The sequence below is a fragment of the Teichococcus vastitatis genome, from assembly GCF_003604215.1.
Taxonomy (GTDB): domain Bacteria; phylum Pseudomonadota; class Alphaproteobacteria; order Acetobacterales; family Acetobacteraceae; genus Pseudoroseomonas; species Pseudoroseomonas vastitatis.
This window is the reverse complement of the sequence record NZ_QXGS01000001.1, coordinates 223,526-243,356: the sequence shown is the minus strand read 5'-3', so window position 1 is coordinate 243,356 and position 19,831 is coordinate 223,526. Positions and strand designations below refer to the sequence as shown.

The window sequence follows — 19,831 nt, the reverse complement described above, 5'->3', positions numbered from 1 at the left end:
ATTCTCCTTGGGCGTTGTCCGGCGAGCGGCGATTCGGCGTGTCGGTACTTTGCATCAGACTCGCTCCCGAAGCCAGTTGACGAATCGAGCAAATCGACCAAATCCGCGTTCTGGAGCGGGATCTATATCAATCAGAGGTCGTCCTTCGCCGGTGCCCCAGGCGACGAGACCCAGCGTTGTCGCGAAATCCGATCCTTGTGCCGGATCTGGCAAACCGCGCACAAAAGCGGGACGCCCGAGACGCACCGGACGGTCCAAAATCTGCGCCGCCATTTCGCGCAAACCGACGAGCTGGCTGGCACCGCCGGTCAGCACCACGCGTGCACCGGCTTCCCGACCCAAGGCCGCGGCGTCGATTCGGTCACGCACCAGCTCCAGGGTTTCCTCGATGCGCGGGCGGATGATGTTGATTACGGTGCTGCGCGGCACGCTGACCAGATGATCCTCGTCTTCGCCGACCTGCGGCACGTTCACCATGGCCTTGGCATCGTCGCCGCCTTGCAGCGCGCAACCATCCAGGATCTTGATGCGCTCGGCCTGCGCGATGGGCGTCGCGAGGCCGCGCGCCAGATCATTGGTGACCTGCCAGCCGCCCACCGGAATCTGCGCCGTGTGCAGCAGGTGGCCCTCGCCATAGATGGCGATGCTGGTGGTGCCGCCGCCCATGTCGACCACCGTGGCGCCGAGCTGCCGCTCATCTTCCACCAGCACCGACAAGGCTGCGGCGAAGGGAGCGGACACCAGCTCCTCCACCTCCAGGTCGCAGTGGCTGAGACAGATGCCGAGGTTGCGCAACGCGCTGGATGCGGAATCCACCAGATGCAGATGCGCCGCCAGCGTCTCGCATTCCATGCCGCGCGGATCGGGAACACCCGGCGTCGCATCGATGGTGAAGCCGAGCGTGGTGGCGTGAACGGTTTCGCGGCCTTCCTCGGCAGCGCGGCGACGGCCTTCCGCCAACACCGCGCGCAGATCGGCGTCGGTCACCGCGCGGCCGCCGATCGGCCATTGAATGTTCATCAGACGCGAGGCCGGCTGGCCGCAGGACAGGTTCACAATGGCGCCGGACAGCTTCAGTTCCGCCGCTTCTTCCGCCTGGGCCACGGCGGCGCGGATGCATTGTTCGGCCTCCTGCAGGTCGACGATGTTGCCGCCTTTGATGCCGCGGGCGCGTTGCCAGCCGCAACCGAGGATGCGGGCCTGCCCATCCGCCTCGACCCGCGCGATCAGGCAGACCACCTTGCTGCTGCCGATGTCGAGCACGCCGTAGGGCCCGCTGCGCGCGCGACGCCGGCGGGAGACGGGCGTGGCGAGTTCCGGCGGCGGGGTGAGGCGTTGCACCGGCATCATCCGCGGCTGCTCCCGCGCTTGACCTTGACGGGCTCGGCTTCTTCCGGTTGCGGCTGCTGGCGCACCACCAGCCGATCGGGCATGCGCATGTCGATCGCCACCAGAGTGCGGTCCATCAAGGCACTGCTGCGCTGCAACTCGCCCAGCCGGCGGATCGCCGCATGTTCGTGCCCTTCGGGCAGCAGCACGTCAGTGCCGTTGTGCAGCCGCAGGTTCCAGCGGCGCTGGCTGACATACACCAGGGCTTGCACGCGGCGCTGCACTTCGGGTTCCGCCTTCAGAGCGTCATACAGCGCGCCACCCATCTTCTGCGCTCCGTCGCCCACCAGCAGGGGCAGCGGCCCGAACGCGTCCAACGTTTCCGCCGTCACGATGCGACCCTCGCGGTCGATGACGGCGAAGCGATTGTCGTGTTGCCAGATGGCGAAAGGCTGACGTTCGCGCAGCGTGATCAAGATGTCGCCGGACATGTGGCGCTGCACCTCGGCTTCCTCGATCCAGGCAATGCTTTCCAGCCGTGCCTTGACCTGCGCCGGCGAGAACGCCAGCAATGGTTCGCCGCGGCCGGTGCCGATGGCGGTGCGGATCAGTTCACGCGGCGTGTTCTGCTGTCCGCGCACCACGATGTCGCCAACCGTCAGCCCGGCCTCTGCAGCGATGCCGGAGACGCCCTGGCCGAGCCAGGCGAAGCGCCCGGCCGGATCCAGCGCCGCCACGGCCACGGCGCCGGCACCCAGGCAGCATGCGCCGGCGATGCCCAGCAGGATCGGCCGCAGATGCGGGCGCTGCCGCCGGAGCCACAGCCGCAGCGCGTTGGGACGCTGCGCCGCCAACTGCGGCGGGCGCCCATCCTGTGACAGCCGCGTGCGTTCGCCCGTCTGCAGGCGTGTCGGACTACGGGCCATGGCGTGCCTCCTGCACCATCCAGGCGCAGAGCGCCGCGAAGTCGATCCCGCAATAGGCGGCCTGCTCCGGCACCAGGCTGGTGGGCGTCATGCCGGGCTGGGTGTTCACTTCCAGCAGCACGATGCGGCCGGTGCTGTCGTCGTAACGGAAATCCGAGCGCGACACGCCGCGGCAGCCCAGCGCCTGGTGTGCGCGCAGTGCCGCCTGCCGCGCCGCCTCGGCCACCGCGTCCGGCACCTGCGCCGGCAAGGTGTGCCGGCTGCCGCCTGCCGCATACTTGGCATCGTAGTCGTAGAACATGTGGCCGGTGCCGATCTCGGTCACCACCAGTGGCCGGTCGCCCATCACGGCCACCGTCAATTCGCGGCCGGGGATGTATTCCTCCGCCATGACCTTCTGGCCGAAGCGCCAGTTGCGGGCGATCTCGCCGCGGCGATTATCGCCGTCCTTGACGATCTCGACGCCGACCGACGACCCCTCGTTCACCGGCTTCACCACATAGGGGCGGGGCAGGGGGTCGGCGGCTTCCAACTCCTCCGGCGTCACCAGCCGGTGCTCGGCGAGCGGCAGCCCGTGCGCGGCGAACACCGCCTTGGCCGCGACCTTGTCCATCGCCACGGACGAGGCGCGCACGCCGGAATGCGTGTAGGGAATGCCGAGCCAGTCCAGCACGCCCTGGACGCAGCCATCCTCGCCGAAGCGGCCATGCAGCGCGTTGAACACCACATCGGGCCTGATCTGCTGCAGCGTGGCGATGAGTGCCGCCAGATCCTCGGTCACCTCGATCGGGCTCACGGTGAAGCCCGCCTCCCGCAGCGCCGCGACCACGCCGCGGCCAGTCGAGAGCGAAACCTCGCGCTCGGTTGAAATGCCACCTTGCAGCACCGCGACATGCGTCATGCCGCTTCCTCCCCGATGCGTCGGATTTCCCATTCCAGCGTGATGCCCGATGTTCCCGCCACCCGGTCGCGCACCGTTTCCCCCAGCGCTTCCAGATCCGCGGCGCTTGCCCTACCGAGATTGAGCAGGAAGTTGCAATGCTTTTCCGACACCTGTGCGTCGCCAATCCGCAAGCCACGGCATCCTGCGGCGTCGATCAAGGCCCAGGCCTTCCCGCCGGGAGGATTCTTGAAGGTCGAGCCACCGGTTCGCGCGCGCACCGGCTGCGCTTCCTCGCGTGCCGCGCGGATCCCCGCCATGCGCTCGCCGATCGCCGCCGCGTCTCCGGCGGCGGCCCGGAACCGCGCCCGGATGACGATGCCACCATCCGGCAGAATGGCGCGGCGATAAGCGAAGCCCAGCTCGGCGGCGCCGAGGCGCTGCAGCCCGGACGGCGTGGCGATCTCGGCCCAGTCGAGTATGTCCCGGATCTCGGAACCGTAGGCGCCGGCATTCATCGCGACGGCGCCGCCGATGCTGCCCGGGATACCGCAGAGAAATTCCAGCCCGGCCAGCCCGGCGGCTGCCGCGTGCTCGGCCACCGTGACGTCGAGCGCTGCGGCGCCGGCGACGATGCCGTCCGCTTCCACCACGATGTCGGAAAAGCCACGCGCCAGCTTCACCACGATGCCGCGAACCCCGCCATCGCGCACCAGCAGGTTGGATGCGGCGCCGATCACTGTGAGCGGCAGGCCGCGCGGGTGGTCGCGCAGCAGCAGCATAAGGTCGTCACCATCGGCGGGACGCACCAGCCAATCGGCCGTACCCCCTGTGCGGAACCAGGTGAACGGCGCCAGCGGCGCGGCGGCCTGCACCCGGCCGCGCAAGGGCGGCAAGCGGTGTTCAACCTCGTTGCCCATGCGCCTCACCGCACGCTTCCGGCGACCGAAACCATCGTGCGCGTCCGGCCGGCCCAGCTCATCGCGCGCCTCCGGCACGACGCGGGCCGCGCGGCGCCAGCGCCTGCAACTGCTCTGGCAACGCGTGCGCCCAGCCCGTGATGTTGCCGGCGCCGAGGCAGACCACGTAATCGCCCGGCTTAGCGATGGCGTTGATCATCTCCGGCAGGCTGTCGGGGCCGGGCAAGGGAACCACGCTGCGGTGCCCATGGGAACGCAGCCCGTCTACCAGGGAGTCCCGGTCGGCGCCCGGGATCGGCTGTTCGCCCGCGGCGTAGACGTCGGCCACGATCACCGTGCCCGCGTCATTCATGCATTGACAGAATTCCTCGAACAACTGCTTCAGGCGCGAATAACGATGCGGCTGCACCACCGCGATCACGTCCCGCGCGCCGGCCTGCCGCGCCGCCTTCAGCACCGCGGCGATCTCCACCGGATGGTGACCGTAATCATCGATGATCTGCACGCCGTTGGACTCGCCCACCCGGGTGAAGCGCCGCTTCACGCCCTTGAAGCCGGCAAGTGCCGAGCGGATGGTGCCTTCGTCGATATCCATCTCGATGCCGACCGCGATCGCCGCCAGCGCGTTCTGCACGTTGTGCTGGCCAAGCATCGGCAGGCGCATCGGCTTCAGCGCACGGCTGCGGCCGGTGGCGCGGTCCTGCACCGTAACCTCGAAAGTCGCGCCCATGCGGTCGGTGATCAGACGCTCGGCCCGCACGTCAGCCTGCGGCGAGAAACCATAGGTGATCAGCCGGCGGTCCAGGTGCGGGATCATCGCCTGGACATTGGGGTGGTCGGCGCACAGCACCGCAAAGCCGTAGAACGGAATGTTGCCGACGAACTGGGCATAGCCCTGCTTCATCGCCTCCTCGGTGCCCCAATGGTCCAGGTGCTCGGCATCCATGTTGGTCACCACGGCGGCCACGGCCGGAAGGCGCAGGAAGGACCCGTCGCTCTCATCCGCCTCGACCACCATCCAGTCGCCTTCGCCGAGCCGGGTGTTGGTGCCGTAGGCGTTGACGATGCCGCCATTGATCACGGTGGGGTCGAGCTTGGCGGTCTCCAGCACCGTCGCCACCAGCGAGGTGGTGGTGGTCTTGCCATGCGTGCCGCCGATGGCGATGCCCCATTTCAGCCGCATCAGCTCGGCCAGCATCTCGGCGCGGCGCACCACCGGGATCAGCCGCTGGCGGGCAGCCATCACCTCAGGATTGTCGCGCTTCACTGCGGTGGAGGTCACCACCACTTGCGCCGCGCCCAGATTGGCTGCGTCGTGGCCCACCATCACCGAGATGCCGGCACCGCGCAGGCGCTCGACGTTGTAGCCCTCGGCGATGTCGCTGCCCTGCACCTGGTAGCCAAGGTTGTGCAGCACCTCGGCGATGCCCGACATGCCGATGCCGCCGATGCCGACGAAGTGGATAGGTCCGATATTGAGCGGCAGCGCGCGCATTCTACGAGGCTTCCTGAAACCGGCGCGCTTCTGCGCGGGAGAGAACAAGGTCGGCGAGGCGGGCCGCGGCATCCGGCGCGGCCAGGCGGGCCGCAGCGGCGGCGGCGGCGGCCAGCGCCTCCGGCGCGCCGAGCATGCGCTCCAGCGCGGCGGCCAGGGCGGGCGGGGTGAACTCCGGCTGCTTCATCGGCATGGCGGCGCCAACATCCGCCAGGGCGCGCGCATTGGCGCTCTGATGATCATCGATGGCGTGCGGCAGCGGGACCAAGATGGCGGGACGCCCGGCACAGGCCAGCTCGGCCACGGTGGAGGCCCCGGCCCGGGCGATCACCAGATGGGCCGTGTCGTACAGCCCGGCGATGTCGCCGAAGAAAGGCGCCAGCTGCGCAGGGATGCCGAGCTGCTCGTAAGTGGCGCGCACCGGCGGCAGATCCTCGGCGCGGCATTGCTGCACCACAGACAGGCGGCCGCGCAGCGTCGGCGGCAGCAACGCCACGGCCGCGGGCACCACCTCGGAGAAGATCCGCGCACCGAGGCTGCCGCCCAGCACCAGCAGGCGCAACGGCCCCTGCGGCGCGACGAAGCCCTGGCCGGCGAGCGCGGCCAGTGCCGGGCGCACCGGATTGCCGACGATCTCGCTGCGCGTGCCGGCCGGCACGCGGGTGGTGGTGGCGAAGGACAGCGCCAGCGCATCGGCGCCGCGGGCCAGCAGGCGGTTGGCGCGGCCGAGCACGGCATTCTGCTCGTGCAGCACCAGTGCCGGCCGGCCGCCCAGACTGCGCGCCGCCAGCATCGGCGCCACGGAGGGATAGCCGCCGAAGCCCACCACGGCGCGGGGCCGCAGCCGCAACAGCAGCTTACGGGCCTGCAGCGTACCGGCGGCCATCGCCCATGCGCCCGCCGCCGCCCGCTTCACGCCGCGCCCAGCCAGTCCCGCGCCCTTCAGGACGAAGCGCTCGGCCTGCGCAAAGGAGGGCGTGGCATAGTCGGCGCTGCGGGCGTCGGTCATCAGCGCGATGGTGTGGCCGCGCCGCAGCAGCTCCGCGGCCAGGGCCTCGGCCGGAAAGAAATGCCCGCCAGTGCCGCCGGCGGCGATGATGATGGGATCGCTCACTCCGCATCCGCCCGCATCAGGCGGCGCCGCGTCAGCGCCAGCAGCATGCCCATGCCGAGCGCCACCGCGATCACCGAGGAGCCGCCATAGGAGATGAAGGGCAGGGTCATGCCCTTGGTCGGAATCAGGTGCAGCGTCGAGGCCATGTTGATGAAGGCCTGCAGCCCGAACTGCGTCAGCAGGCCGGTGGCGCCGAGGATGATGAACAGGTCCTTCTCACCCAGCAGGCGCAGCATGCCGCGCAGCACGATGAAGCCGAACACGGCCAGGATCAGCAGGCAGATGGCCAGGCCGAACTCCTCGCCGGCGACGGCGAAGACGAAATCGGCATGCGCGTCGGGCAGCAGGCCCTTCAGGCGGCCCTCGCCAGGGCCGACGCCCAGCATGCCGCCATGGCCGAAGGCCTCCATGGCGATGGTGACCTGATAGGTATCCCCCGATTCCGGGTTCAGGAAGCGGTCGATGCGGGACCGGAAATGCGGCAGCACGAAATACGCCATGACGCCACCCACCACGCCGGCGACGCCGCAGCCCGCAACGATGATCATGTTGATGCCGGCCACGAAGAGCTGCGCGCAGAACACCGCGCCGACCACGATCAGCATGCCCATGTCTGGCTGCTTGGCCAGCACGCCCGCCACCAGAAGAAACAGGAAGCAGGCGGCCACCGTGGCGCGCCAGCCGATCGAGCGAGTTTCCGACAGCAGCCATGCGGCCACCACGGCAAAGCAGGGCTTCAGGAACTCGGAAGGCTGCAGCGTCATGCCGGGCAGGTGCAGCCAGCGCCGCGCGCCCTTGATCTCGACGCCCATGGACAGAGTCGCGGCGGTCATCAGCAGGGCGCCGAAGAATCCGAGCAGCGCCAGCCGGCGGACCTGCTTCACCGGCAGTAGCGAGATCACCACCATCACGCCGATCGACAGGCCGAGAAAGAACACCTGCTTCAGGATGAACAGGTCGCGCGACGACGCGCCGATGCGCTCGGCGACGCCGGGGCTCGCGGCCAGCAGCATGACGTAGCCAAAGCCCACCAGCATCAGCAGCGCCGCCAGCGTCCAGCGATCCACCGTCCACCACCAGCGGCCCAGCACAGAGGTATCAGCGCGCGAGAGAGCCATCACACAATCTCCGGCAACTGGGCCACGAGGGCGCGGAAACGGTCGCCGCGCGCATCGAAGCCGGTGAACTGGTCGAACGAGGCGCAGGCGGGCGACAGCAGCACCACCTTGACGCCGAGGCGCCGCGCTGCCGCCAGCGCCGCGGGCACTGCCGCCTCCAGCGTGCCGGCGACCTCGTTCGGCACGCCCTGCGCCGAGAGCGTTTCGGCGAAATCCGCGGCCGACTGACCGATCAGCACGCCATGCGCGATGCGGTGGAACAGCGGGCCGAGGCTGTCGATGCCGCCCTGCTTCGGCACGCCGCCGCCGATCCACACGACGCGGTCATAGCTGGCGAGCGCGCGCTCGGTGCTGTCGGCGTTGGTGGCCTTGCTGTCATTGACGAACAGGATGCCGGCGCGCTCGCCCACCCGTTCCTGCCGGTGCGGCAGGCCCGGAAAGGAGTGCAGTCCGGCGGCGATGGCGTTGCGCGGCATGCCCAGCGCCAGCACGATGGCGGCGGCGGCCGCCGCGTTCTGCGCGTTGTGGCTGCCCGGCAGGGCCGGCGCGGCGTCGAGATCGGCCAGGACGCCCTGATCGTCGCGGAGGGCCCGGGCCTCGGCCCAGACTCCGCCAGGCTGCGGCGCGGCGCCGGAGACCGGCACCACCCGCGCTGCGCGGCCCTCCGCGAAGCCGCTGCCCGAGGCATCATCCATCCCGATCACCGCGACATCGCCGGGCAGTTGCCGGTCGAACAGCCGCGCCTTGGCGGCGGCGTAGCCCTGCATGTCGCCATGGCGGTCGATGTGGTCGGGCGACAGGTTCAGCACCGCCGCCACATCGAAGCGCAAGGCCTGCAGGCGTTCCAGCATGTAGCTGGACATCTCCAGCACATAGGTTCCGTCATCGCCGAGCAGCTCCAGGCCCAGCGCCGCGGGGCCCAGATTGCCGCCAACCTCGGCCCGCATGCCCGCCGTCAGCAGCAGGTGATGGACCAGCGCCGTGGTGGTCGACTTGCCGTTGGTGCCGGTGATGCCGACGAAGCGGGCGCGGCTGCCGCTGGCGCGAACGGCGCGGAACAGCAGGTCAGCATCGCACAACACCGGCACGCCGGCGGCCCGCGCCGCCACCGCGGAGGGATGCGCCCGGGGCCGGATGTGCGGAATGCCGGGAGACAGCAACAGCATGTCGAACGGGAAGCCCCGCTGCGCCGCCGGGTCACCGATCGGGAGGCCGGCGGCCACGGCGGCGGCCCGCGCAGCCTCGCCATCGTCCCAGCACAGCAGCTCCGCGCCCCAGTCGCGCAGCCGCGCCGCCGCCGGCAAGCCGGCCCTGCCCAGGCCGACCACGGCGATGCGCTGCCCCGCGAAGGGCCGGAAGCCGAGGGTGGATGGGACGGCGGCGCTCTGCATCAGCGGATCTTCAGCGTCGAGAGACCGACCAGCGCCAGGATCATGGCGATGATCCAGAAGCGGATCACGATGGTGGGCTCGGCCCATCCCTTCTTCTCGAAGTGATGGTGCAGCGGCGCCATCAGGAAGACCCGGCGTCCGGTGCGCTTGAACCAGAAGACCTGGATCATCACGCTCACCGTCTCCACCACGAACAGCCCGCCCACGATGGCCAGGACGAGTTCGTGCTTGGTGGCGACGGCAACCCCTCCGAGCGCGCCGCCCAGCGACAGGCTGCCGATGTCGCCCATGAAAACCTTGGCCGGCGGCGCGTTGTACCAGAGGAAGCCGAGCCCGGCGCCGATCATGGCGGAGCAGAACACCGCCAGCTCGGACGTGCCGGGCACGCCATTCAGCTGCAGGTAGTCCGCAAAGATGCGGTTGCCCACCAGATAAGCGATCAGGGCGAACACGGCGGCGGCCAGCATCACCGGAACAATGGCCAGACCGTCCAGACCGTCCGTCAGGTTCACGGCGTTGGACGCGCCCATCATCACCAGCATCCCGACCAGGGGAAACAGGATGCCGAAATTGATCATCACGTCCTTGAAGAAGGGCAGGGCGAGCCGGTTGCTGATGGCCTCCGGCATCAGCCAGGTGATCCACACGGCCGCGACGAGGCCGGCCCCGGCCTGCACCGCCAGCTTCGCCTTGCCGGACACGCCCTTGGTGTTGCGCTTGGTGACCTTCAGCCAGTCATCCCAGAAGCCGAGCAGCCCATAGACCAGCGTCACCAGCATCACCGCCCAGATCAGGCCATTGCGCAGATCCGCCCACAGCAGCGTGGAGCCCAGCAGGCCGAGCAGGATCAACACGCCGCCCATGGTGGGCGTGCCCTTCTTGGTCAGCAGATGGCCTTCCGGCCCGTCGGTGCGGATCGGCTGTCCGCCATTCTGAAAGGAGCGCAACCAGTTGATCACGGCGGGACCGAGAAACAGGCTGATCGCCAGCGCCGTCATGCAGGCGGCACCGGCCCTGAAGGTCGTATAGCGGAACAGGTTGAACAGGATGAACCCGTCCGCGTAACCGGACAGGAGATTGAAGATCATGTCGGCGCCCCTTCGCGCGCAGTCAGGGCACGGACAATCACCGCCATGCGGCTGCCCAGCGACCCCTTTACCAGGATGACGTCTCCCGGGCGGATCGCCTGACGCACCAGCGGGGCCAGCGCATCGCTGTGATCCCGATGCGCGCCGCGCCGGTCCTCCGGTAGCGCGTCGTATAAGCCGCGCATCAGCGGACCGCAGCAAAAGACCAGATCGGCGGAGGCCAGCACATCGGGCAGCAGACCCGCGTGCAATGCGGGACCAAATTCGCCCAATTCGCGCATGTCGCCGAGCACGGCGATTCGCCGCCCCGGCTGCGCGCCGAGAACGCCGAGCCCGGCGCGCATCGCCGGCGGCTGGCCGTTATAGCTGTCATCGATCAACAGGGCGGAGCCGCCGGCCAGTTCCAGCGTGACACGGCCGCCGCGTCCCGCGCCCGGGCGGAAGCCATCCAGCGCGGCGATGAAATCGGCTGGTTCGACGCCGAGCGCGGCGGCCACCGCCAGCGCGCATGCGGCGTTCATCGCGAGGTGCCGGCCGGGGGCTGCGATCCTCAGCTCATGCGTCCGCCCACGAAACGCGATCTGCGCGACGCCCGATTCTGCCGCGCCGCCATAGGATAGCAGCCGCACCTCCGCTTCTTCGTGCAGGCCGAAGCCGAGCACCGCCAGACCTGCCGCCGCCGCCCGTGCTTCGAGCCGGGGAAACATCGCGGAGTCGCGCGGCAGCACCGTGACGGAGCCGCGGGCGAGGCCCTGCATGATGTCGGCCTTCTCCTCCGCGATCTCCTCGATCGAGCCGAGATGGCCGATATGCGCCGCCTCCACCGTCGTGATGGCGGCGACGTGCGGGCGGGCGAGGCGGGCCAGCGGCGCGATCTCGCCGCGGTGATTCATGCCGATTTCTAGCACGCCGTATTCCGCATTGCGGGGCATGCGGGCCAATGTCAGCGGCAGGCCCCAATGATTGTTGTAGCTGGCCACGGCCGCATGGGTCGGGCCGAGCGCGGACAACCCGTGGCGCAGCATCTCCTTGGTGGTGGTCTTGCCGACGCTGCCGGTGATCGCGGCGATGCGGGCCGTGCTGCGCGCGCGGCCGGCGCCACCCAGCGCCTGCAGCGCTGCCAGTGTTTCCGCCACCCGCAGCAGCGGCGCATCGGCGGCAACGGCCGGCGGGTCGCGATCCACCAGCGCCATCGCGGCACCCCGCGCCAGCGCATCGGCGACGAAATCATGGCCATCGCGCGCATCGCGCAACGCGACGAACAGCTCGCCCGCGCCGGTGCCGCGGCTGTCGATGCCGATGCTGCGAATATGGATACCATCCGGGCAACGTCCGCCGGTGGCCTCGCGCAGTTCGGCGGAGGTCCAGAGCGGGGCCGTCATGCCGGCGCTCCCACCAGGCGGCGCACCGCCTCGGCATCGTCGAAGGGATAGGTTACCGTGCCGATGGTCTGGCCAGACTCATGGCCCTTTCCGGCCAGCGCCAGCACGTCGCCCGGACGCAGCGCGGCCAGCGCGGCGCCGATGGCCGTGGCACGGTCGCCGATCTCCTCGGTGGCGGCGGAACCGGTCATGCCGGCCCGCACCGCGGCCCGGATGGCGGCGGGATTTTCCGTGCGGGGATTGTCGTCGGTGACGATGGCATGATCTGCGAGGCGGGACGCGACTTCGCCCATCAGCGGGCGCTTGCCGGGATCGCGGTCGCCTCCGGCGCCGAACACCACGCGCAGGCTGCCTGCCGTGTGCGGGCGGAGCGCGGTGAGCAAACGCTCCAGCGCGTCCGGCGTATGCGCGTAGTCCACATACACCGCCGCACCGTTCGGCAGAACCGCGGCGCATTCCATGCGGCCGCGTACGCCCGTCAGGCGCGGCAGCATCGCGATCACCTCGGGCGCGTCCAGACCACTGGCCACCGCCAATCCTGCCGCCAGCAGCGCGTTGTCGGCTTGGAAGCGGCCGGGCAGGGCCAGGTGCAACTCGGCGCGCATGCCGAAAGCGTCGATCTCCAGCACCTGCCCGTCGGGCACGGGCTGCTGGCGCAGCAGGCGGATGGCCTCGCCGCCCGAGCCCACGGTCAACAGGCGCAATTCCCGGCGTGCGGCGATGTCGCGCAGCCGCGCCAGAACCTCCGGTGCCAAGTCGCTGTGTGCCACGGACGCAGCACCGGGCTGCAGCAGCGTATCGAAGAGCCGCAACTTCGCCGCCGCATAAGCTGCCATGTCGCCGTGGTAGTCGAGATGGTCGCGCGTCAGGTTGCTGAACCCGCCGGCGGCGAGGCGAAGCCCGTCGAGCCGCCGTTGTTCCAGCCCATGCGACGAGGCTTCCAGCGCCACATGCCCGATGCCGGCAGCCGCCAGCTCGGCCAGGATGCGGTGCAGCGCCACCGGGTCCGGCGTGGTCAGCGACGGCGTCGGCGGGAAGCCCTCGGCGCGCAGCCCGAGCGTGCCGAGCGAGGCGGGACGCAGCCCGGCCATGGCCCAGATCTGGCGCAGGAAATCAACCGTGCTGGTTTTCCCGTTGGTACCGGTGACCGCCACGGCCACGGCCGGCGGCGGTGCATGCAGCGCCGCGGCGAGCAGCGCCAGGGCGCGCCGCGCATCTTCCGCCGGGATCAGCGGCACCGACACGCCTTCGGGCAATGGCGTGCCGGCAGGCACCAGAATGGCGATGGCGCCCCGCCGTGCGGCTTCGGCGATGAAGGCGCGGCCATCGAGCTTCGTGCCGGGCAGCGCGGCGAAGACGAAGCCGGGCCGCACGGCCCGGCTGTCCGCCGTCAGGCCCGCGACCTCGGCATCCGCAACGCCGCCGGCCGTCAGAAGGCCGGGAACGCGATGGAGGAGCTCCTCAAGGCGCAACGAGGCCTCCCCGCGGTGCCTCCCCGCGCTCCATCATGGTCAGGCGCAGCGGAACCGGCTGCGGCAGCGGTGCGGGCTGCGCGGGCAGGTTGGGGATCGGCATGGCGCGGGCGCCATCACGCAGGCCGGGCGGCACCACGGGCGGATGAACACCGGTGCTGCGGGGGGCGGCCGCTTCGGCCGGCGGTACCGCGCGGGGCGCCGCGCTTTGCGGCGGCCGGGCGGTGGCCGGAGTCATCACCGCGGCACCGCCGGCCTGCGCGGTCGGGCGCGCCGGAGCCCGCGGCTGCAGCGGAAGCGACGTGGCCTGAATGATCGCCGGATTGGCGGGGTCTTCCGGCACCAGCCCCAGGATCGGCGCGATGCGCGCGATCACCGAATGCGCCGCCGGCGCGGCAACCCAGCCGGCGGTGGCATAGCCGAAGCTCTTGCTGTTCGGCTTCGGCTCATCAACCATCACGTACAGCGCGTAGCGCGGCGACTGGATCGGGAAGGCGCCGACAAAGGCGGCGATGCGCTTGTTCATCAGATAGCCGCCATGCGGCCCGGTCTTCTGCGCCGTGCCAGTTTTGCCGCCGAGGAAGTAGCCCGGCACTTCGGCGCCCTTGGCGGAGCCGTCGGTGACCACCAAGCGCATCAACTTGCGCATCGTGGCCGAGGTCGCCTCGCTGACGATGCGGGTGCCCTCGCGCTGCGTGCCGGGCGGCTGTGCCAGCAGCGTCGGCTGCCGCAGGATGCCGCCATTGGCCAGCGCCGAGATGCCGGTCACCACGTGCAGCGGCGTGACGCTGATGCCGTGGCCGAAGGCGATGGTGAACATGTTGATGTCGCGCCAGTGGCTGGCCGGTGGCACCAGCGGCGCGGCGCGCTCCGGCAGCTCGATCGACTGGCGCGCCAGCATGCCGGCGGTCTTCAGGAACTCCCGCTGGCGCTGCGGCCCGAAGGTGGCCGCCATGTGCGCCGCCCCGAGATTGGACGAATAGGCCAGCATCTCGGGAAAGGTGATCCAGCGATTCTTGCCCTTGAAGTCGCTGATGGTGAAGCGGCCATAGCGGATCGGCCGCGATGCATCGAACATCGAGCTGTTGACGTTGGCCGTGCCGTATTCGAGCGCCGCCGCCGCCGTCAACAGCTTGAAGGTGGAACCGGGCTCGTAGATGCCGACGGTGACGCGGTTGAAGCGCTGCTCGGGCGAGGCGTCGCTGATGTCGCCGGCGTCGTAGTCCGGCAGGCTGACCATCGACACCACCTCGCCGGTGTTGACGTCGAGCACCACGCCGGCACCGCCGATGCCGTTGAAATCGGTGATCGCCTGGTTCACCGCGTCGCGCAGGGCCAGCTGCACGCGCACGTCGATCGACAGCTTCAGCGGCTTCTCGGGATGCTGGCGCAGAACGGCATCAAAGGTGCGCTCGATGCCGGAGATGCCATTGCCATCGACGTCCACATTGCCGAGCACGTGCACCGCGGCGCGACCCTGCGGGTAGTAACGGCGATCGGCTTCCTCGAAATCCAGCCCGGCGATCCCGAGGTTGATGACACCCTGCTGCTCACGCGGGGTCATGGCGCGGGTGATGTAGACGAAGCCGCGATCGCCCGACAGGCGCTCCACCAGCTTGTCGCGGTCGAGATACGGCATCACCGTGCGCAGTTTGTCCGCGACGTCGGCGGGGTCCTGCAGCACGCGGGGATTGGCCACCAGCGCGGTCACGGGCAGGGAGATCGCCAGGATCTCGCCGTTGCGATCGGTGATCGGCGCGCGGCGCGCGGCGTGCTCGGTGGAAGGCTGGGTGGCGCGCACCGCGGCGTTGAGCCGCACCGGATCGGCGGGCGCGATCACCGTAGACCAGGTCGCCTTCATTGCCACGGCCAGAAACAGCGCGCCGAAGCCGAGCGAGGAAAGGACCAGCCGTCCCCGCGTGCGCTCCAGCTCCTGCCGGCGCTTCAGGTCGGGCTGGGTGACGCGCACCAGCACGCCTGGCCCGGCATCGGCCGCGTGCTCGGCCGCCGCGCGCGAAGGCCGCCGCAGCGGCAGGGAGTCGGGGGAGGGCGGGGGGAGCAGCGTCATGGGGCGCTCAGCGGTTCCAGTTGCCGGACACGACGGGAACGGGACGGCCGAGCGGCACCGGCGGCGCCAGGGTGCTGCCGCCATAGCCCAGGGCCGATGCCTGCGGCGGCGCCGCCATGGCGCGGCCCATGGGCAGCTGCGCGGCGGCGGTCCGGAGCAGCCGCCCCTCGTTGCGCATCGGGGCGTCGGCCATCATCGGACCGGCGGGGCGCAGCGGACGGGCCACCGGCAGCACGGCGGCGGGCGCAGCCGGCTCGGCGACCACACGGCGCGGTTCCGGCCGTGCCTCGGGGCGTGGCTCACTCCGGGCCTCCGGGCGGGAAGCGGCCATAGTGGCGGGGCGGGGTGCCGGGCGCGGCGCCGCCTCGGCGGTGGCCACGGCCACCGGCTGCGAAACGGGGGCGCTGCGCGATGCCGGGGTTGGCGGAGCCGCCTGGGCCACAGGCAACGTGGTCGCCACGCTGGTGACCTGCGGCGCCATGGCCGGGGCCGCGGCGGCGATCGCCACCTCGGGAGCGGGGCCGAACAGATCCACCGGGCCGGCAAAGGCCACCGGGGCCGGCAGGCGCTTCTCTAGGTCGGCCATGCGCAGGAACTGCGTCGGCGTCATGTTCTCCAGCGGCAGATGGCTGCGCGCCACTTGCCGCAGCCGGTCTGGCTCGTTCAGCATCGCCCATTCGGCGCGCAGCACCTGGGTGCGCTCCTTGGCGGTCTCGATCTGCCGGGAGATCGAGCGGAACTCGCGGTCCAGCTTCTCGGCGGCGTCCTCCGCACGGTAGACGTGCCAGCCCACCAGGCTGAAAGCGGTGATGGCAACCACGGTGAGGGGGCGGAACATCAGGCCGTCTCCAGTTTTTCGAGCGCCCGCAGGCGGGCCGAACGAGCGCGTGGGTTGGCCGAGGTTTCGGCTTCACCCGGACGCAGGGCATTGGTGGTGACCAGGCGGTAGGCCGGCTTCGTGGCCGGCCCGAGCATGGCGGAGGGAGCATGGCGAGAAGCGCCGGGCGCGCGCCCCGCCGCCTGCTGCATGAACCGCTTCACGATGCGGTCTTCCAGCGAATGGAAGGCCACGACAACGAGCCGGCCACCCGGCGCCAGCAGCTGTGCCGCGGCAGCGAGACCGCGCTCGACCTCGCCCAGCTCGTCATTCACCTTCAGGCGCAGCGCCTGGAAGGACCGCGTCGCGCTGTCGATGCCGGAGGGATCGCGTGGCATCACCGAATGGATCAGGCGGACCAGCTGTCCGGTGGTCTCGATCGGCGCCTCGCGGCGGGCGGCAACGATGGTGCGGGCGATGCGGCGGGAATGCCGCTCCTCGCCGAGTTGCCACAGGATGTCGGCCAGCTCCGCCTCGGGCAGGCGGTTGACCAGATCGGCGGCGGACGGGCCGCTCTTCTCCATCCGCATGTCGAGCGGGCCGTCAGCGCGGAAGGAGAAGCCGCGCTCCGCCTGGTCGATCTGAAAGGACGACACGCCGAGATCGAGCACCACCCCGTCGAGCCGGGTCACGCCGCGCGCCGTCAGCAGCTCCAGCATGTCGCCGAAGCGGCCTTCCACCAGCGCCAGGCGCTCCGGGAACTCGGCGGCGAGGGCGGCGCCGCGGGCAATGGCGTCCGGGTCGCGGTCAATGGCGAGCAGGGTGCAGCGCGCGGCCCCGAGAATGGCGCGGGCATAGCCGCCACCGCCAAAGGTGCCATCCAGATAGATCCCGCCGTCGCGCGGGGCGAGCTGCTCGATCACCTCGTGCAGCATCACGGGCCGATGGCCGCTCACGCCGAGCCCTCCGGCCGGGCCGCGCCGCGGCCGGGCAGGGTCAGGCCCTTCTCGCCAACACGGGCGCGAGCCTGGGTATTGCGCGACTTGGCGGCGTCCGGATCCCAGATCTGGAACTTCTTGCCCATGCCGATGAAGGCCACGGTGTCCTGCAGCCCGGCATGTGCGATCAGCGCCTCGGGCATCATGATGCGGCCTTCCGAATCAGGCCGCATGGCGTGCGCGTCGGCATACAGCGTCGCCGCCAGATCCTCACGGTCTTCTGAAAATTCATCGAGGTTTTCGAGCTTCTCAACCAGATCATCGAAGGCGCGGCTGGTGTAGGCTTCGATGCAGGCCTCACGGTGTGAGGGCACGAAGATCAGCTCGTCCGTGTCGGCCCGGGCCAGTTCGGCGCGGAACGGCGCCGGGACGGAGACCCGCCCCTTCCGGTCCAGCCGATTGACATGCGTGCCCAGGAACCGGGTCATCGAAAGCCGCCATGCCCCCCTGCGGCAATGATCCAAGTCTGCTGGCCGGAAAGCGGCCGGCAGGGCCCCCCGACCCCGCCGGCTCACCCGACCATCCCTGCTTTCGATCCCTCGCCCCCCCGAGCTCCGGACCGTTCATGGGATAACGTGGAGACTAACTGGGATGGCATGGGTCATCAAGCGAAAACCCCGCAATCACGCGCGCGCGAGACCAAGAAAAAACATGCGATTACACGGCGAGATGCGAGCCCCGTATGATCGGGTCCATCAATCGTGACAGGGAAGGGAAAGGCGTCAGAGGGCCTGTAAGCCGGGTTCTGTCCGATCCGCCCGGTGAAGGAAGAATCGGGGCGACCATTCCTCTGGGACATGCCTCACGGCATGCCTCTCGCGGCCAACCCGGGTGGCGGGGCGGGAACGCCCCCGCGTCACGATCCAGATCGGATCGCCGCCGGCCACCCCTATTCGGCCTTGCTCCCGGTGGGGTTTACCGTGCCACCCCTGTTGCCAGGGGCGCGGTGCGCTCTTACCGCACCGTTTCGCCCTTACCGGGGCGGCAAGCCGGCCCGGCGGTTTGATTTCTGTGGCACTGTCCCTGGGGTCGCCCCCGCCGGCCGTTGACCGGCACCGTATTCCCGTGGAGCCCGGACTTTCCTCCAGCCCCGGGACCTGCCCGGAACCAGCGGCCGCCCGGCCCTCTGACGCGGGGCGGGTGTGTGCCGCGCCGGGCGGGAAGTCAACCGGCGTTTTCGCCCGGTGCCGCCTCGGCCAGCGCCGCCACGGCTTCGAGCCGGGCCAGCGTGCCGGCATCGGCCCGGCCATCGATCCGTTCCTGCCGCCAATGCCGCTGAAACGCAGTGATGGCGAGATCCGGCCGCAGCGCATCGAGCGGGTAGCCGATGCGGGACAGCAGGTCGGCGGCCCTGGCGGCGCCATCGGGCGACAGCGCCGCGTTTCCGCCCGCCACCCCGGCGGGCCAGAGACCAACTCCCTGGCTGGCCAAGCCTTCCCAGTCGAACAGCTCGCCCGGGTCCTGCTTGCGATCCGGCGCGATGTCGCTGTGCGCCACCACGTTGCGCGACGGAATCGGGTGGCGACCGAGGATGTCGAGGCACAGCTCGGCCACCGCCGCCATCTGCAGCATGGGAAAGGGGCGGTAGCCCCATTCATGGCCCGGATTGACGATCTCGATGCCGATGGAGCGGCCGTTCAGCGGCGAATGTCCGCGCCAGGCGGAGCGGCCGGCATGCCAAGCCCTGCGATGCTCCGCCACCAGCTGCCAGATCAACCCGTCCTCTTCCACCAGGTAGTGGCAGGACACCCGTGGCAATCCCTCCGGCGGCGCCGGGTCGCAGAGGCGGTCCAGGGCTGCGCGGGCGGTGGGCATGCCGGTATAGTGCAGCACCAGCGTATCGATGGGTTCGCCGGCCGGGCGATCATCCTGGTTCGGACTGGGCCGTCGCCGGTGTTCCGGCGCGGCGGTGGCGGCGCGCCAGGCGCCGCCGGCGAGCGAGGCCCGGGAAGCCTCCTGGGGCGCCCCGGTCACAGCCGGCGTTCCCGCTTGATCCGATCCCAGGCAGCGTTGATCTCGGCCACGCGTTCGGAGGCGCGATGCACCAGATCGGGGGCGGCGCCGCGCGCGGCCAAGCTGTCGGGGTGGTGTTCCCGCATCAGGCGGCGCCAAGCCAGCCGCACCGCTTCGTCGCCCGCATCCGGCGCGATGCCCAGAACGCGGTAGGGATCCGGCCCGCGCGACAGGCTGGGTGGCGGCACCTGCTGCCGCGCCTGCTCGCCGGCGGCTCCATCCAGCCGGAAAGCTTCCCGCACCTTGGCCAGGAAGGCCGCCTCGCCGCGGGTCATCGGGCCGTCGGCCCGGGCGATCTGGTGCAGCGCCGCCAGCACTTCCTCCAGCATGGCGCGATTATCGGCGAACACCTCGCCCATGCGGCGGGCAAAGGGCTCGAAGCCGTCGGCGTCCTCGCGCGCCTTGTCGAACAGGACGCCGACATGGCGCTGGTTCTCGGGCGGGATGCGGAAGGCGCGCTTGAAGGCGTTGATTTCCTCCCGCTTCACCGCACCGTCCGATTTCGCCAGCTTGGCCGAGAGCACGATAACGCCGATGGAGAAAAGCTGCTCCCGGTTGGTGATGCGGGCCAGCGCCTCGGGCCGGGCATCCAACTCAGGGATGCGCCCGTTTTCCTCGGCGGCATGGCCCAGAGCCGCGCCCACCACTGCGCCGAACGGCCCGCCCATGGCAAAGCCGGTCATGCCGCCCAGGATCTTGCCCCAGAAACTCAAGGCTGAATTGCCCCCACCCCACTGGCCATCCAGATGGCCATTGCAACACACCCCTAACATGCCGCCCCATTGCCTGCCATGGCGCCGGGACGCCTCCTGTGCCTTCA

Annotated in this window: 17 protein-coding genes and 1 other RNA gene; all 18 read right to left on the bottom strand. The window is 70.3% G+C overall.

All coding sequences use genetic code 11. From position 1 onward, the window contains the following. Window positions 1-54: 54 nt before the first annotated feature. On the bottom strand, window positions 55-1,350 hold the full coding sequence (gene ftsA, locus D2K64_RS01130; protein ID WP_370764146.1) for a cell division protein FtsA: 1,296 nt from the start codon (window positions 1,348-1,350) through the stop codon (window positions 55-57). Next, window positions 1,347-2,255 (bottom strand): cell division protein FtsQ/DivIB, encoded by a 909-nt coding sequence (locus D2K64_RS01125; RefSeq protein WP_120005818.1) that lies wholly within the window; start codon window positions 2,253-2,255, stop codon window positions 1,347-1,349. The genes ftsA and D2K64_RS01125 overlap by 4 nt, the downstream gene beginning before the upstream one ends. After that, on the bottom strand, window positions 2,245-3,156 hold the full coding sequence (locus D2K64_RS01120) for a D-alanine--D-alanine ligase (protein ID WP_120005816.1): 912 nt from the start codon (window positions 3,154-3,156) through the stop codon (window positions 2,245-2,247). The genes D2K64_RS01125 and D2K64_RS01120 overlap by 11 nt, the downstream gene beginning before the upstream one ends. Continuing rightward, entirely contained in the window at window positions 3,153-4,055 is a 903-nt protein-coding gene (gene murB, locus D2K64_RS01115; RefSeq protein ID WP_120006721.1) for a UDP-N-acetylmuramate dehydrogenase, read from the bottom strand. The genes D2K64_RS01120 and murB overlap by 4 nt, the downstream gene beginning before the upstream one ends. A gap of 58 nt (window positions 4,056-4,113) precedes the next feature. Then, a complete protein-coding gene (gene murC / locus D2K64_RS01110) occupies window positions 4,114-5,550 on the bottom strand; it encodes a UDP-N-acetylmuramate--L-alanine ligase (protein WP_120005814.1) in 1,437 nt (478 codons plus the stop codon). 1 nt (window position 5,551) lies between these two features. Then, window positions 5,552-6,664: an undecaprenyldiphospho-muramoylpentapeptide beta-N-acetylglucosaminyltransferase gene (gene murG / locus D2K64_RS01105; protein WP_120005812.1), complete on the bottom strand. Its 1,113-nt coding sequence runs from the start codon at window positions 6,662-6,664 to the stop codon at window positions 5,552-5,554. Next, the gene (locus D2K64_RS01100; protein WP_456316358.1) at window positions 6,661-7,785 is read right to left on the bottom strand and encodes an FtsW/RodA/SpoVE family cell cycle protein; all 1,125 of its coding nucleotides are present in this window, start codon (window positions 7,783-7,785) and stop codon (window positions 6,661-6,663) included. Before D2K64_RS01100 ends, murG begins: the two co-directional genes overlap by 4 nt. Then, window positions 7,782-9,173, bottom strand: coding sequence for a UDP-N-acetylmuramoyl-L-alanine--D-glutamate ligase (gene murD, locus D2K64_RS01095; protein WP_238383933.1), 1,392 nt, complete (start codon window positions 9,171-9,173; stop codon window positions 7,782-7,784). Before murD ends, D2K64_RS01100 begins: the two co-directional genes overlap by 4 nt. Then, the gene (gene mraY, locus D2K64_RS01090; protein ID WP_120005806.1) at window positions 9,173-10,261 is read right to left on the bottom strand and encodes a phospho-N-acetylmuramoyl-pentapeptide-transferase; all 1,089 of its coding nucleotides are present in this window, start codon (window positions 10,259-10,261) and stop codon (window positions 9,173-9,175) included. The genes murD and mraY overlap by 1 nt, the downstream gene beginning before the upstream one ends. Then, window positions 10,258-11,643: a UDP-N-acetylmuramoyl-tripeptide--D-alanyl-D-alanine ligase gene (locus D2K64_RS01085; RefSeq protein WP_120005804.1), complete on the bottom strand. Its 1,386-nt coding sequence runs from the start codon at window positions 11,641-11,643 to the stop codon at window positions 10,258-10,260. The genes mraY and D2K64_RS01085 overlap by 4 nt, the downstream gene beginning before the upstream one ends. After that, window positions 11,640-13,115, bottom strand: a complete 1,476-nt coding sequence (locus D2K64_RS01080; RefSeq protein WP_120005802.1) for a UDP-N-acetylmuramoyl-L-alanyl-D-glutamate--2,6-diaminopimelate ligase — start codon at window positions 13,113-13,115, stop codon at window positions 11,640-11,642. The genes D2K64_RS01085 and D2K64_RS01080 overlap by 4 nt, the downstream gene beginning before the upstream one ends. Continuing rightward, on the bottom strand, window positions 13,105-15,183 hold the full coding sequence (locus D2K64_RS01075; protein ID WP_120005800.1) for a peptidoglycan D,D-transpeptidase FtsI family protein: 2,079 nt from the start codon (window positions 15,181-15,183) through the stop codon (window positions 13,105-13,107). Before D2K64_RS01075 ends, D2K64_RS01080 begins: the two co-directional genes overlap by 11 nt. 7 nt (window positions 15,184-15,190) lie before the next feature. Then, entirely contained in the window at window positions 15,191-16,021 is an 831-nt protein-coding gene (gene ftsL, locus D2K64_RS01070; protein WP_120005797.1) for a cell division protein FtsL, read from the bottom strand. Next, window positions 16,021-16,956: a 16S rRNA (cytosine(1402)-N(4))-methyltransferase RsmH gene (gene rsmH, locus D2K64_RS01065; RefSeq protein WP_274379282.1), complete on the bottom strand. Its 936-nt coding sequence runs from the start codon at window positions 16,954-16,956 to the stop codon at window positions 16,021-16,023. The genes ftsL and rsmH overlap by 1 nt, the downstream gene beginning before the upstream one ends. After that, entirely contained in the window at window positions 16,953-17,426 is a 474-nt protein-coding gene (gene mraZ / locus D2K64_RS01060; RefSeq protein ID WP_120005795.1) for a division/cell wall cluster transcriptional repressor MraZ, read from the bottom strand. Before mraZ ends, rsmH begins: the two co-directional genes overlap by 4 nt. A 290-nt stretch (window positions 17,427-17,716) precedes the next feature. Next, window positions 17,717-18,128: RNase P RNA component class A (rnpB, locus tag D2K64_RS01055), an RNA gene on the bottom strand. A 34-nt stretch (window positions 18,129-18,162) separates the two neighbouring features. Then, window positions 18,163-18,843 carry an N-acetylmuramoyl-L-alanine amidase gene (locus tag D2K64_RS01050; RefSeq protein ID WP_238383989.1) on the bottom strand — a complete coding sequence of 227 codons (681 nt, stop codon included), beginning with the start codon at window positions 18,841-18,843 and terminating at the stop codon, window positions 18,163-18,165. Window positions 18,844-18,968: 125 nt separating this feature from the next. After that, window positions 18,969-19,724: a TerB family tellurite resistance protein gene (locus tag D2K64_RS01045; RefSeq protein ID WP_120005793.1), complete on the bottom strand. Its 756-nt coding sequence runs from the start codon at window positions 19,722-19,724 to the stop codon at window positions 18,969-18,971. Between the last annotated feature and the right edge of the window lie 107 nt (window positions 19,725-19,831).

Excerpts from the sequence above, each read along its gene's own strand:
- murB (WP_120006721.1), bottom strand. The coding sequence starts at position 4,055 with ATGGGCAACGAGGTTGAACACCGCTTGCCGCCCTTGCGCGGCCGGGTG.
- murD (WP_238383933.1), bottom strand. The coding sequence starts at position 9,173 with ATGCAGAGCGCCGCCGTCCCATCCACCCTCGGCTTCCGGCCCTTCGCG.
- mraY (WP_120005806.1), bottom strand. The coding sequence starts at position 10,261 with ATGATCTTCAATCTCCTGTCCGGTTACGCGGACGGGTTCATCCTGTTC.
- D2K64_RS01125 (WP_120005818.1), bottom strand. The coding sequence starts at position 2,255 with ATGGCCCGTAGTCCGACACGCCTGCAGACGGGCGAACGCACGCGGCTG.
- ftsL (WP_120005797.1), bottom strand. The coding sequence starts at position 16,021 with ATGTTCCGCCCCCTCACCGTGGTTGCCATCACCGCTTTCAGCCTGGTG.
- D2K64_RS01075 (WP_120005800.1), bottom strand. The coding sequence starts at position 15,183 with ATGACGCTGCTCCCCCCGCCCTCCCCCGACTCCCTGCCGCTGCGGCGG.
- mraZ (WP_120005795.1), bottom strand. The coding sequence starts at position 17,426 with ATGACCCGGTTCCTGGGCACGCATGTCAATCGGCTGGACCGGAAGGGG.
- D2K64_RS01120 (WP_120005816.1), bottom strand. The coding sequence starts at position 3,156 with ATGACGCATGTCGCGGTGCTGCAAGGTGGCATTTCAACCGAGCGCGAG.
- murC (WP_120005814.1), bottom strand. The coding sequence starts at position 5,550 with ATGCGCGCGCTGCCGCTCAATATCGGACCTATCCACTTCGTCGGCATC.
- D2K64_RS01085 (WP_120005804.1), bottom strand. The coding sequence starts at position 11,643 with ATGACGGCCCCGCTCTGGACCTCCGCCGAACTGCGCGAGGCCACCGGC.
- ftsA (WP_370764146.1), bottom strand. The coding sequence starts at position 1,350 with ATGATGCCGGTGCAACGCCTCACCCCGCCGCCGGAACTCGCCACGCCC.